The organism is Delftia acidovorans SPH-1 (assembly GCF_000018665.1).
Lineage (GTDB): Bacteria > Pseudomonadota > Gammaproteobacteria > Burkholderiales > Burkholderiaceae_C > Comamonas > Comamonas acidovorans.
The window spans coordinates 188,099-201,543 of record NC_010002.1 but is presented as its reverse complement, the minus strand read 5'-3'; the positions used below and the strand labels follow the sequence as shown (position 1 = coordinate 201,543).

Annotated in this window: 11 protein-coding genes; 4 read left to right on the top strand and 7 right to left on the bottom strand. The window is 69.2% G+C overall.

The window, feature by feature from the left end; translation table 11 throughout:
- Window positions 1-3: 3 nt before the first annotated feature.
- Together DACI_RS00875 and DACI_RS00870 are read left to right on the top strand one after the other, a co-directional pair.
- On the top strand, window positions 4-1,161 hold the full coding sequence (locus tag DACI_RS00875; RefSeq protein ID WP_012202115.1) for an acyl-CoA dehydrogenase family protein: 1,158 nt from the start codon (window positions 4-6) through the stop codon (window positions 1,159-1,161).
- Window positions 1,158-1,586, top strand: a complete 429-nt coding sequence (locus DACI_RS00870; protein ID WP_012202114.1) for a PaaI family thioesterase — start codon at window positions 1,158-1,160, stop codon at window positions 1,584-1,586. The genes DACI_RS00875 and DACI_RS00870 overlap by 4 nt, the downstream gene beginning before the upstream one ends.
- A 36-nt stretch (window positions 1,587-1,622) precedes the next feature.
- Here the strand turns inward: DACI_RS00870 and DACI_RS00865 are convergent, their stop codons facing one another.
- Window positions 1,623-2,537, bottom strand: coding sequence for a LysR family transcriptional regulator (locus DACI_RS00865; RefSeq protein ID WP_012202113.1), 915 nt, complete (start codon window positions 2,535-2,537; stop codon window positions 1,623-1,625).
- Window positions 2,538-2,699: 162 nt separating this feature from the next.
- On the opposite strand from DACI_RS00865, the gene DACI_RS00860 reads away from it, so the two are divergent.
- Both DACI_RS00860 and DACI_RS00855 read left to right on the top strand, forming a co-directional pair.
- Window positions 2,700-4,001 (top strand): CaiB/BaiF CoA transferase family protein, encoded by a 1,302-nt coding sequence (locus tag DACI_RS00860; RefSeq protein ID WP_012202112.1) that lies wholly within the window; start codon window positions 2,700-2,702, stop codon window positions 3,999-4,001.
- Window positions 4,002-4,595: 594 nt separating this feature from the next.
- Entirely contained in the window at window positions 4,596-6,248 is a 1,653-nt protein-coding gene (locus tag DACI_RS00855) for a methyl-accepting chemotaxis protein (RefSeq protein ID WP_012202111.1), read from the top strand.
- Here the strand turns inward: DACI_RS00855 and DACI_RS00850 are convergent, their stop codons facing one another.
- From DACI_RS00850 to DACI_RS00825, 6 genes are all read right to left on the bottom strand, one after another.
- Complete coding sequence (locus tag DACI_RS00850; RefSeq protein WP_012202110.1) at window positions 6,249-7,247, bottom strand: porin; 999 nt, start codon at window positions 7,245-7,247, stop codon at window positions 6,249-6,251.
- A 319-nt stretch (window positions 7,248-7,566) separates the two neighbouring features.
- Window positions 7,567-9,003, bottom strand: a complete 1,437-nt coding sequence (locus tag DACI_RS00845) for a hypothetical protein (protein ID WP_012202109.1) — start codon at window positions 9,001-9,003, stop codon at window positions 7,567-7,569.
- 22 nt (window positions 9,004-9,025) lie between these two features.
- On the bottom strand, window positions 9,026-10,090 hold the full coding sequence (locus DACI_RS00840) for a homocysteine S-methyltransferase family protein (RefSeq protein WP_043780244.1): 1,065 nt from the start codon (window positions 10,088-10,090) through the stop codon (window positions 9,026-9,028).
- 233 nt (window positions 10,091-10,323) lie between these two features.
- Window positions 10,324-11,007: a helix-turn-helix domain-containing protein gene (locus DACI_RS00835; protein ID WP_012202107.1), complete on the bottom strand. Its 684-nt coding sequence runs from the start codon at window positions 11,005-11,007 to the stop codon at window positions 10,324-10,326.
- Window positions 11,008-11,060: 53 nt separating this feature from the next.
- Window positions 11,061-12,146, bottom strand: coding sequence for a YkvI family membrane protein (locus DACI_RS00830; protein ID WP_012202106.1), 1,086 nt, complete (start codon window positions 12,144-12,146; stop codon window positions 11,061-11,063).
- 61 nt (window positions 12,147-12,207) lie between these two features.
- Window positions 12,208-13,362, bottom strand: coding sequence for an NAD(P)/FAD-dependent oxidoreductase (locus DACI_RS00825; RefSeq protein ID WP_269154267.1), 1,155 nt, complete (start codon window positions 13,360-13,362; stop codon window positions 12,208-12,210).
- Window positions 13,363-13,445: the final 83 nt, after the last annotated feature.

The following is a 13,445-nucleotide window of genomic DNA, read 5'->3' as shown; positions in this document are numbered from 1 at the left end:
GCAATGATCCGCGACCAAGAAACCCTCGAAGCCCTGCTGGACAGCGTGCGCCGATTTGTGCGCGAGCGCCTGGTGCCCGCCGAGAACGAAGTGGCCGAGACCGACGAAATTCCCGAGTCCATCGTGCAGGAGATGCGCAACCTGGGCCTGTTCGGCATGACCATCCCCGAGCAGTTCGGCGGGCTGGAGCTGACCATGGAGGAAGAGGTGCGCGTGCTCTTCGAGCTGTGCCAGACCGCGCCGGCCTTCCGCTCGGTGATCGGCACGACCGTGGGCATAGGCTCGCAGGGCATCCTCATCGACGGCACGCCCGAGCAGCAGGCGGCCTGGCTGCCCAAGCTGGCCACGGGCGAGATCATGGCCTCGTTCGCGCTGACCGAGCCCGAGGCGGGCTCGGACGCGGCCTCGCTGCGCACCACCGCCATCAGGGATGGGGACCACTACGTGGTCAACGGCAACAAGCGCTTCATCACCAACGCGCCGCATGCGGGCATGTTCACGCTGATGGCGCGCACCGACCCGGCCAACAAGGGCGCGGGCGGCGTCTCGGCCTTCATCGTGGATGCGAAGTCGCCAGGCATCAGCTTCGGCAAGAACGACGTGAAGATGGGCCAGAAGGGCGCTCACACCTGCGACGTGTTCTTCGACAACGTGCGCGTGCCGGCGGCCAACCTCATCGGCCTGAAGGAAGGCCAGGGCTTCAAGACCGCCATGAAGGTGCTGGACAAGGGCCGCATCCACATCGCGGCCGTGAGCGTGGGCGTGGCGCAGCGCATCCTGCGCGACGCGCTGAACTATGCGCTGGAGCGCAAGCAGTTCGGCCAGCCCATCTGCGAGTTCCAGCTGGTGCAGGCCATGCTGGCCGACAGCCAGGCCGAGCTGTATGCGGCCGAGTGCATGGTGATCGACGCCGCGCGCCGCCGCGACGAGGGCCGCAACGTCTCCACCGAGGCCTCGTGCTGCAAGATGTTCGCCACCGAGATGGTGGGCCGCGTGGCCGACCGCGCCGTGCAGATCCTGGGCGGCTCGGGCTACCTGGCCGAGTTCGGCATCGAGCGCTTCTACCGCGACGTGCGGCTGTTCCGCCTGTACGAAGGCACGACACGGATCCAGCAGGTCATCATCGCGCGCAACATGGTGCGCGAGGCGCGCGCCGCATGAGCGCACCGGCCCCCGACCGCAATGCCTTCATGCGGCTGATCGGCGCCTCGCAGGTGCCCGCGCCGCCCGGCAAGGTCCATGTGCGCCTGCCCCACATGCGCGAGGAACTGCTCAACCAGCTGCCCGCCGCGCATGGCGGCGTGCTCATGACGCTGCTGGACTCCGTGATGTCGCGCGCCGCGGGCGAGCTGCCCGGTGCGCCATCGCAGACCGCCGTGACGGTGGAGATGAGCAGCCGCTTCCACCGCCCGGGCAAGGGCGCGCTGCTGGCCGAAGGCTGGGTGGTGCACGCCAGCCGCAGCCTGTGCAGCTGCGCGGCGCAATTGCTGGACGAGGACGGCAAGCTGGTGGCCACGGCCACCGGCACCTTCAAATACTGGCTGGCACCGACCACGCTGGACCGGGACACGGCCCAGGCCGACTGAACGGGCGGCTGTCGGCGGGCTGCTGTTGGCCGGCCGCTACTCCAGCGTGAGCCGGCCCTGTGCGTCGGCCACCAGCAGCTCCACCAGCTCCTGGGCGAAGGACGGCAGGGCCTCCAGGCTGCGCACGCAGATCTGCATCTCGCGCACCGACCAGGCATCGGACAGCGGCACGATGGCGATGTCCATGGAATGCGCATGGCGGCTGGCGGCCGATTCGGGCAGCACGCCCACGCCCACGCCGGACTCGATCATGCGGCAGGCCGTCTCGAAGTTGCCCACCTGGATGCGCTGCTTGATGGGCCGGTGCAACTGGTCGCTGGCCTGGCGCAGGAAGGCATGGATGGCGCTGGATTCGTGCAGGCCCACATGGTCCAGGTCCAGCGTGTCGGCAAAGGCCATCTGCATCTCGCCATCGAGCGCATGGCCGCGCGGCACGACCAGCACCAGGCGGTCGCGGCGGTAGGGCAGGGTCTCCAGGTTCTCGGTGCGCACCAGGCCGGCGACGATGCCGATGTCGGTCTGCCCCTCGGTCACGGCACGCACGATGTCGTGCGACAGGCGCTCGCGCAGGTCGATGTTCACGTCGGGATTGCGGCGCAGGTAGTGGCGCAGCACGGGCGGCAGGAACTCGCCCAGCGAGGTGGTGTTGGCAAACACCCGCACATGGCCCTTGATGCCGCGCACGTACTCCTGCATGTCGCCGCGCAGGTGCTCGATCTGGCCCAGCACCATGCGCGCATGGGTGACGAAGGCCTGGCCCGGCGGCGTCAGCGTCACGCCCTGGCTGGTGCGGTACAGCAGCTTGGTGCCGATGCTCTCTTCCAGGTTCTTGATGCGGGTGCTGGCCGCCGGCAGGGAGATGAAGGAAAGTTCCGCGCCACGCGTCATGCTGTTGGCGTCGGCGATGTGCACCATAAGGCGCAGATCCACAAGATCGAAATGCATGGCCATCCGGCATTGTAGAAAGCCGCAGGCTCCGGCACTGAGCCGCGCGCGTCAGTACAAACCGCAGTGCCGGCCCGTGCGCGAACGCGCGCTTTCACAAATGCGAAGCCGCAGCAGGCCCGCGCGCCGTAGCATGGGCCCATCTGCCCGGGATAGCCGCCTCAGTCCATGAACCACACAGAAACCCCCTCCCCCAGCCCCATCCACAACACGGCCACCCAGACCGCAGGAGCGCTGGGCCATCTGCGCGTGCTCGACCTCTCGCGCGTGCTGGCCGGCCCCTGGTGCACCCAGAACCTGGCCGACATGGGGGCCGACGTGATCAAGATCGAAAAGCCCGGCGAGGGCGACGACACGCGCCACTGGGGCCCGCCCTTCTTCCCCGATGCGCAAGGCAATCCCTCGGACAACGCCGTGTACTTCGCGGCCTGCAACCGTAACAAGCGATCGATCACCGTGGACATGTCCACGGCCGAGGGCCAGCAGCTGATCCGCGAGCTGGCCATGCAAAGCGATGTGGTGGTGGAGAACTTCAAGACCGGAGGCCTCAAGCGCTACGGCCTGGACTACGCCTCGCTGAGCGCGCTGAACCCGCGCCTGATCTACTGCTCGGTCACGGGCTTCGGACAGACCGGGCCCTATGCGCCGCGCGCCGGCTACGACCTGCTGGTGCAGGCCATGAGCGGCCTCATGAGCATCACGGGCCGCGCCGACAGCGAGCCCGGCGGCGGCCCGCTGCGCGTGGGCGTGGCCGTGATCGACCTGTTCACCGGCATGTATGCGACCACGGCCATCCTGGGCGCCGTGGAGGCGCGCCACCACACGGGGCGGGGCCAGCACATCGACATGGCCTTGCTGGACGTAGCCATGGCCGTGCTGGCCAACCAGGGCGCGGGCTTCCTGAACACCGGCCATGTGCCGGGCCGCCAGGGCAACACCCACCCCAGCGTCGTGCCCTACCAGGACTTCCCCACGGCCGACGGCCGCATGCTGCTGGCCATCGGCAACGACGGCCAGTTCGCGCGCTTTTGCGGGGCGGCCGGCGTGGACTGGGCGCGCGACGAGCGCTTTGCCACCAATGCCGGCCGCGTCATCCACCGCGACGCGCTGATCCCGCTGATGTCCGATCTCACGCGCGGCCGGCCCACGGCCGAGTGGATCGCGCTGCTGGAGGACAAGGCCGTGCCCTGCGGCCCCATCAACCACATCGGCCAGGCCTTCGACGATGCCCAGGTGCGCGCGCGCGGCCTGCGCGTGGAGCAGGAGCGCTATCCGGGCGCCACGCCGCCTGCGGGCGAGACCATCAACCGCGTGGTGACCACGGCCAGCCCGCTGCGCCTGTCGGACACGCCCACCACGCTGCGCCATGCGCCGCCGGCCCTGGGCCAGCACACGGACGAGGTGCTGCGCGAGCGCCTGGGCCTGGATGCGCAGCAGCTGCAGGCCCTGCGCGTCAAGGGCGTGGTCTGAGCGACTGGCGACAGGCCCAGGGCGCCTTGGTGCGCTGAAGTTTCCGATGCCTTGAAACCGGCCGTCCGCAGACGCGGATGGCTGGGCTGCGGGCCTGCAAACGGCTTTTAGGACACGTCCTATCCAAAATCAGATGGCGGGCATCCTCATCCTCAGACGGTGCGGAAATAATTCCCACCACAGATGCAGATAGCCACTTTTTCCCTGTCCGAAGTCCCTAGGACAACTACCCGCAATGCCCGCCCCCAGCGCGCGGCAGCCGCCGCCGAACGCCTGGCTGCAGCGGGTATCCGCGTGCCAAACGGTGCAGGCGGACGGTTCGCAATCCCCTGCATCTTCCCCGCTGCTGCGGCATGCCCGCGAAGCGCCCGCCGCAGCGCAGGCGCACGGACAGGGCCTGCGCCATGAGGCCCCGCATCAAGGGCCGCATCTGCCGGACCTCGGGCTGGTTCCCCCCCTGAGCGGGCACTGCGGGCCTCGTTTTCTCTTTCGCTGATACCCGTTCCACCTTGCTCTGCACGGCAGGCAAGGTGCGCCCTGCTGCACGCCTTTTTCCCCCTTGCCGTTCAAGGGACACGCCTACAGGACTTCGCCATGCAAGCCTTTCGCAATCTCAAGATCTCCTCCAAGCTGCTGCTGGCCTTCGTGGCCGTCCTGGCGCTGACCACCTTCGTGGGCCTCTATGCCGTGCTGCAGCTCAGCCGGATCAACCAGGCGTCCATCGATATCGCCACGCGCTGGATGCCTTCATCACGCATGTTGCTCGACATCCGCGCCACCACGGCCCGCTACCGCGTCAACGAGCTGCAGTACCTGATATCCACCAGCGAGCAGGACATCGGTGCCTTCGACAGGATCATGGGCGAGCTGTGGAAGAAGACCCAGACCAGCTACGACAACTACGCCAGCTTCATCAGCTCCGCGCCGGAGAAGGCCGCCTACGACGAACTGGGCCGGCTGCGCAACGAGTACGCCAAGGAGCACGCCATGGTCATGGCCCTGGCGCGCAATGGCCGCAAGGACGAAGCCCTGGTGCTGGCCCAGGGCGAATCGCTGGAGCTGAGCCGACGCCTGTATGACCAGATCGACCGCATGGTGCAGATCGACCATGAAGGCGGACAGCAGGCCAACGACCATGCCAACGCCCTCTACCGCAGCGCACGCATCTGGGTGGTCGGCCTGCTGGGAGCCAGCATTTTGCTGGGGCTGGCCCTGGCGCTCACGCTGGCGCGCATCGTGGCGCGTCCGCTGAACGAGGCCCTGGGCGTGGCCCAGGCCGTGGCCGAAGGCGACCTGACGCGCCGCATCCAGGCCACCACCACCGACGAAACAGGCCAGCTGCTGCACGCACTGCACCGCATGGACCAGAGCCTCATCCACATCGTCCGGCAGGTGCGCAATGGCACGGACTCGATCGCCACGGCCTCCTGCCAGATCGCCTCGGGCAACAACGATCTATCGGTGCGCACCGAGCACCAGGCCAGCTCGCTGGAAGAAACCGCTGCCTCCATGGAGCAGCTCACCGTCACGGTGCGTCAGAACACCGACAACGCGCGCCAGGCCAACCAGCTGGCGGCCTCGGCCTCGGCCGTCGCCCAGCAAGGCGGCGAGGTGGTCTCCCAGGTGGTGGACACCATGGGCGCCATCCATGCCTCCTCGCGCAAGATCGCCGACATCATCGGCGTGATCGACGCCATCGCCTTTCAGACCAACATCCTCGCGCTCAACGCGGCCGTGGAAGCCGCGCGTGCCGGCGAGCAGGGCCGTGGGTTTGCCGTGGTGGCTGCCGAAGTGCGCGCCCTGGCGCGGCGCTGCGCCGATGCGGCCAAGGAGATCAAGCTGCTCATCGAGGACTCCAACGGCAAGGTCAGCACCGGATCGGCCCTGGTGGCGCAGGCCGGCCAGACCATGCAGAACATCGTCAGCAGCGTGCGCAACGTGACCGACATCATGGGAGAGATCACGGCCGCCAGCGTCGAGCAGACGGCGGGCCTGGAGCAGATCAACCAGGCCATCTCGCAGATGGACCAGGTCACCCAGCAGAACGCCGCCCTGGTCGAGGAAGCCGCCGCCGCCGCCCATTCCCTGCAGGAGCAGGCCTATGGCCTGCAGCAGGCCGTGAGCGTCTTCAAGCTGGAGCAAGGCCTGGAACTCACCGCCCTGCCCGCCACCCCTCAGCCCATGCCGGCTCCAGGCCTGGCCAGGATCGCCAGCGCTGCCCAGTCAGGCCGCTGGGAAGCGCATTGATCAGAAGGAATGGGCCATGCCCACGCCGAAGGCCGTGCGCGAGCTCTGGTTCTCGTAGCGCTGGTGTCCCAGGCTGGTGTAGAGCATGGTGCGCTTGGACAGCGCGTACTCGGCGCCCAGCGACAGCATGTTGTTGGTATCGCGGTCCAGCCGCTGGCGTGCATAGCTGGCCTTGAGCGTGGTCGCCCCGATGCCGTAGGTGGCGCCCAGCGAGACCATGCGCGACTTGTCGGGCCCCGTGCCGGGCGTGCCCGACTTGCTGCGGTCATAGGCCAGCATCACCGCTGCCGTGCCGATGCGGTACTTGCCGCCCATGTACAGGTCGGTGTCGCCGCTGCCGTTGCGCTCGTGCGCCAGCATGGCCGCCACTGCGCCCTGGTCGTAGTTGACCGACACCGAGCGCGCACGGCCCTGGCGGCCCGGCGCCTCGGTGCGCTCGGGCGAGGCGCTCAGGTGCAGCGAAAAGCCGCCGAACTTGGGCGAATCGTAGAACACGCCGTTGGACATGCGGCCGTACTCGGGCGAGCCGTTGTTGCTGGCGCGGTCGGTCGGCGTCAGGTAGTGGGCCATGTGCCAGGCGGGCGAGGCGATGCGGTTGAAGTTGCCCCAGGGGTCGAACTGCCACTCCTGGCTCCACATGGCGCTGAGCGCGCGGCCCAGGCGCAGATGGCCCCAGCTGCCCTGCAGGCCCACGGTGGACTCGTCATGCCAGAAGGGCTTCTTCGGATAGTCCTCGGTCAGGCCCGTGTCCAGGTCGAAGCGCGTGCTCAGCCGGAAGGTGGCCTTCAGGCCACCGCCCAGGTCCTCGAAACCGGCAATCGCCAGGTTGCTGCGCTGAATCGTGCCCAGCTTGCTGGTCTTGTCGAAATCCCGGAACACGCCAGCGTCGAGATAACCGCTGATGGTGACGTTGGAGCCTGTGGCAGATGACTGGGCAGCCACCGGCAGGGCAGCCGCAACGGCGAGAGAAGCAAGGGTCAAGCGGGAGGTACAACGCATCCTGAACGGGTTCCTGGAAATGAAAGATGGCACAACACCGGCGCGGCCCGGGGGCATGCGCAAACGGCGACGGGGGTTGCCACGACAGAGGTGGCTGGAAGGTGCGCGGCGGGCTGGTGGCTTGCAGCGACTTGGAGGCAGCCAGGATGCAGATCGCAGCATGATCGCTGCACATTCATTGCACATCCCGGCCAAAGACGTCATCCGCGCAGATGGCGAACGACAGCCGGCATTATGAAAGCTGGGGCCGGCGATGGCCACGCCACCGTCAGGCCCGGTCAGTTTCGTAGCGTGGCGGCCCCGGGACGGGGTCAGGTCGTCAGCGGCTGCGCTCGGTGCGCGACACGTCCCAGAGACGGTTCATCTCGCTGCAAAAAGGCTGGGCGCAGGGTGCGCGGCCCTCGTACTGGCAGCCTTCGGTGGTGCAGAAATGCGACTGGTGCTCGAAGGCGCGGCGCTCGCGCGGCAAGGCGCCCGAGGCCTGGGCCGCCGCCATGTGCAGCCAGGGATCGTTGCGCTGCTGCAGCATCTGCTGCACCTCCTGCGCAAGCGCAGGCGACAGCGAAGCCACCGAGGCCAGGCCGGCCGGCGTCGCCATGGCGCCACCCGGCTGGCGCAGCGGCTGCAGCTCCAGCAGCAGCAGGGCGCTGGTGCGCAGCGCATCGGCGCCACGCGGCTGCACCACCACGGCCACCGGCCCCGAGGCCAGCGATTGCAGCGAGGCATCCAGCGGCAGGCGCAGGCCCGGCTCCGCGGCCTGGGCGCCCGCCAAGGGCAGCGCAGCGCCCGCAGGCAGGGCCGCAGCCGCCGTGAAAAGGGCCGCACCCGGCGCGGAAGCCGATGCGGCCGCCAGCGCCATGGCCGCGCCCTGCGCCTGGGCCCAGGCCTGGGGCACCTGCAGGCTCAGCGTGAAGCCGCGCTCGCCCTGGGGCGTCAGCAGCGTGCCCTGCTGCACCCACCAGCTTTGCAGCGCGGGCAGGGTCTGGGTTGGGCCGCCTGCAACACCTCCAGGCGCGCTGGCACCGGCCTGCGGCGCCAGCCCCGATCCGGCCAGCAGCGCATCCACCACCTTGGCCTTGGCGGCTGCCACGGCCAGCGTCACTGCGGCAGCAGAGGGCTGCAGGGAGGCTGCGGCCTGCAGTGCAGGCGAGGAAGATGTCGCCTGCGGCGCAGCGCCGGCCTGGGCAGAGGCCGATGTCCCCGTCTGCGGACTCTGGGACGACTGCGCTTGCCCTCCGGCCGCCGCTGTACCTGCCGCTGTACCTGCCGCTGCACCAGCTGTCGTGCCGGCGGCCAGCGCCTGCAGCAAGGCCGCCGAACCCGGCTGGGCTGCCAGCAGCTGCAGGGCCTGGCCCTGCTGAGTACCTACCTGGGCCAGCAAGGCCTCCAGCAGCCGGCCCAGCGCCTCGGACACGCCGCTGGCCGGCCACTGCGGCGCGGGCGCGCCGGGGCTGGACTGGACCTGGCGCGCCAGCTGGGCCACCAATTGCTCGAAGGCCTGCAGGCGCAGGCTTTGCAGCATCTCGGGCGACCAGCGCACGGCCGTGGCCGCTGGCGGCGTGACGGGAATGGAGGGTGACGCGGATGACGCGGGTGGAGCGGGGGAAGTGGGTGACGCGGGGGAAGCCGGCGCCACCGCAGCGGACGGAGCCTGTGGCGCCACCGGCGCACCAGCGGCCGGGCCGGGCACAGGCGCCGCCACTGGCAGCGGCAGCCCTGCGGCAGGGGACGGGACGGGCGGCAGCGGCGAACTCATGTCAGAGGCTCCGCCCGGGCCATCAGGCCGATTCCGGGTAGAACAGGCGGCGCGTGGGCGTGCTGCCCACGGCCTTGGCGATGGCGCCGATGTGGTCCGGCGTGGTGCCGCAGCAGCCGCCCACGATGTTGACCAGGCCTTCGGACGCGAATTCGTGCACCAGGCGGCTGGTGACCTCGGGCGTCTCGTCAAAGCCCGTGTCGCTCATGGGATTGGGCAGGCCGGCGTTGGGGTAGCAGCTGATGAAGGTCTCGGGCGCGGCCTTGTTCAGTTCCTGGACGTAGGGGCGCATCAGCGCCGCGCCCAGCGCGCAGTTCAGGCCGATGGACAGCGGGTTGGCATGGCGCACGCTGTGCCAGAAGGCCGTCACCGTCTGCCCGGACAGGATGCGGCCCGAGGCATCGGTCACCGTGCCGCTGATCATGATGGGCAGGCATTCGCCGCTTTGCTCGAAGGCCTCGTCCACCGCGAACAGCGCGGCCTTGGCGTTGAGCGTGTCGAAGATGGTCTCGACCAGGATGACGTCGGCGCCGCCCTCGATCAGCGCCAGCGTCTGCTCCAGGTAGGCCTGGCGCAGCTGCTCGAAATTCACGTTGCGCGCGCCCGGATCGTTCACGTCGGGGCTGATGCTGGCCGTCTTGGGCGTGGGGCCCAGGGCACCGGCCACGTAGCGCGGATGGCCGGGCGTGCTGTACTTGTCGCAGGCCGCGCGGGCCAGCTGGGCGCTCTTGAGATTCATCTCGCGCGCCAGATCGGCCATGTGGTAGTCGTCCTGCGCAATCGTGGTCGCGCCGAAGGTATTGGTCTCGATCAGGTCGGCGCCGGCGGCCAGGTACTTGTCGTGGATGTCGCGGATCACGTCGGGGCGGGTGAGCGACAGCAGCTCGTTGTTGCCCTTGACGTCATGCGGGAAGTCCTTGAAGCGGTCGCCCACGCTGCCGGGGCCCGTGTAGCCCTGGCCCCGGTACTGGGCCTCTCCCAGCTTGAAGCGCTGGATCATGGTGCCCATGGCGCCGTCAAGAATGACGAGGCGCTTGGCAAGGATGGCGGGAAGCTCTTTGGCGCGGGTGTACTGGGGCAGGCTCATGGGCAGCGATTGTAGGAACTCCGGGGCGGCCGTGCCGGGCACGAGGATTCCCCCAGAAAAACGGCCTGCGCCCCAAACAAGAGGCGCGACCTATGAAACTAGCGCACCCCCACGCCAGAGACACCGAGGAAGGGCCTATGCCGGCCGCGCCGCCCCGCACCGAGGGTGTCGTCCCCCTCCCGCGTAGCGAGAGAGGGGGAAGCGGCGCAGCCGCTCAGGGGGTGCTAACCATTTCAGGTGCAGACAGAGACGACTTGCGCCGGCTGGCGGCTCAGGCTCACATACACATGGCCCACGCCGCTGTCGAAATATGCGGCCTCGTGGCGGCCCAGCTCCACCGATTCGCCGTTCTCGAACAGGATGCGCACCCGGCCCGAGAGCACCATCACGAACTCCTGGCCCGCATGGCGGATGGTCTCCGAGAATTCCCCGGCCTCGCGCGCATTGATCACGGCCACCAGGGGCTGCATCTTCTTGCCCGGGAAGGCGCCGCACAGCACGCTGTAGAGGTACTGGTCGGTCTCGTAGCGCTGCACGTCCTCGAAGCAGTCCTTGACCACGGTGGGCGTATCGCCGGCCGCCTGCTGGGCGTCCCCGACCATGAACAGCCGCGTCATGTCGATGTCCAGCGCGTTGCCCAGCATGAGCACCTTCTCGTAACTCAGCGCGATCTGGCCGCGCTCGGCCTTGGAGATGGTGGACACGGCCAGCCCGCTGCTTTCGGCCACCTGCTGCAGCGTCAGGCCGCGCTCCTTGCGCGCCTTGCGCAGCTTGGCGCCCACTTCGTGCTTGCCCGCAGGCATGGCGGCGGCCGTGCGGGCGCCCGGCAGCACGGCGGCGAGGACCTGGTCCGGCGTGGGGAGAGTGCTGGACCTGGGGCTGGACCTGGGGCTGGATCTGGTGCGGGGGCTGGGCATGAAGCGGGCGATCGGGGCTGGCGACCGCCCGATTCTAGGGTCAGGCCCGGCCGTCAGGCGCCGCGCAGGCCGGCCCCGGGCGCCTGCCTGCGGCCCATGCGCAGCCAGCCCACCAGCGCGCAGGCCATGAGGGCGAAGCCGATGTAGCCATAGACCGGGTAGACCATGCCCACCAGCGTGATGAAGCCCGCGAAGCTGCCGCCCAGGGCCAGCACGCCCGCCACGCCCGTTCCCCAGCGAAAACGCGGCGTGCCGGCCGGCAGGATGCGGGCCACGAAGGCATAGAGCATGCCCACGGCCGTGTTGAGGATCATGCCGAAGATGACCAGCGACATCAGGTGCCCCAGCCAGGGCGAGATCTGCGTGGCCAGCGAGAGCATGGGCATGGACAGACCGCCCAGCGTGTCCATGCGCCAGTACATCGCGGCCGCGATCATCAGCATCAGCAGGCCCAGCAGCAGCCCGCCCGCCACGCCGCCCCACAGCGCCACGCGGCGCGAGCTGGCCTGCCCGCCCATGATCACCAGGAAGGGCATGCCTGCCACCACGTTGTAGGAAACATAGAGCAGCGCGGCCACCAGCCAGTGGCCGGCGCCCCGGGGCTGGGAGGCGGCGGCGGCTTCCAGCGCGGCCATGTCGCCGTGGGGAGTCAGCAGCACGTAGCCGGCGACCACCACGGTCATGAACACCAGCAGCGGCGTGACGGCGCCGATGAAGGCGATCACCCGGCCCACGTCCAGGCAGACGATGAGCACCGTGGCCACGGTGGCCAGCACGCTGCCCCAGACCTCGGGCAGGCCCAGCCACTGGTGCAGCAGCGAGCCTGCGCCCGCCAGCATGACCACCGTGATGGCAAACAGGAAGAAGGTGATCAGCACATCGAACACCATGCCCACATGCCGGCCCAGAAGGGCCTGCACCACCTCCTTGTGCGAGCCGGCCTGCAGGCGCTGGCCCATGGTGGAGAACGCCATGGACAGGAAGACGAAGGCCAGGGCCGCCACCAGGCAGCCCGCCAGGCCGATGGCGCCAAAGCCCGCGAAGAACTGCAATATCTCCTGCCCCGAGGCGAAGCCCGCCCCGACGATGACGCCGACGAAGGCGCCGGCAATCCTGCTCACTTCCTTGAATGCACCCATGCCTGTCTCCTTGGATTGTTGTGTGTTGCGGGGGCTGAAAAGGTGAAAAAGGGATGACGGGTCAGGCCGCGAAGCGCGCCGGACTCAGCCGCAGGGCATCGACGCCCTGCGCCAGCAGCTCGGCGGGCAGCGGCTCGCGCATCAGCAGTGCGGCCGCGGCGGCCGAGGCGCCGGCCGCCGTCTGTATGCCGTAGCCGCCCTGCCCGGCCAGCCAGAAAAATCCCTCGCGCTGCGCATCCCAGCCGATCACGAAGTCGTCGTCGGGCGCAAAGCTGCGCAGCCCGGCCCAGACATGGCGCGGCCGGCGTATGCGCAGGCGGGTCAGTGTCTCGATGCGGTCTATGCCCATGGCCACGTCCAGTTCCTCGGCCACCACGTCGTGCGGCGGCACGGGATCGGCATTGGCGGGCGAGCCCAGCAGCTGGCCCGCATCGGGCTTGAAGTAGAAGCTCTCGTCCACGCCGATCACGGCAGGCCAGCCGTGGATGTCCTCGCCCTCGGGCGCGGCAAAGGTGAAGGCCGAGCGGCGCCGGGGCTCGATGCCCAGCGGCCGCGCGCCGCACAGCCGGGCCACGGCATCGGCCCAGGCGCCTGCGGCATTGACCACGGCGCGGGCGCGGACCTGTGACCCGTCCTGCAGCACCAGGGTCCACAGGCCCTGGCCATCACCATCCACCTCACGCTCGGCGCCCGACAGTTCGGCGCCGCAGCGCAGCCGCGCACCGGCACGCGCCATGCCGCGCAGAAAGCCCTGGTGCAGTTCGGCCACGTCGATGTCCATGGCGTCCAGGTCATGCACGGCGCCCACGAGCAGGCTCTCCTGCAGGCAGGGCACCAGGGCGCAGGCCTGGCGCGCGTCGATGCGCTCGGCGCGCAGGCCGTCGCGGCGGTACATGGCCAGGGCCTCGTCCAGCTGGGGTTCCTGGCCGGCCGTCCCTATGTAGAGCACGCTGCGCGGCTGCAGCAGCGCGTGTTCGCAAAAACCTTCCGGAGGCGCGCTGTAGAAGCCACGGCTGGCGCGTGTCAGCGCGCGTATCTGCGCAGTGCCGTAGCTCTCCATGAACATGGCGGCCGAGCGGCCCGTGGCGTGGTATCCGGGCTGCGGCTCGCGTTCCAGCACCAGCACCGAGGCGCCACCCCCGGCCAGCCGCCAGGCCACGGAGGCGCCGGCCATGCCGGCACCGATCACGGCGAAATCCAGAACCTGGCTTTCCATCATCCATTGCTCCATTTTTTTTCCAATGAGAAAATTATCCGATAAGAAAAAAATGAGGCAAGCCCCTGGTCCTCGTGGTTTTC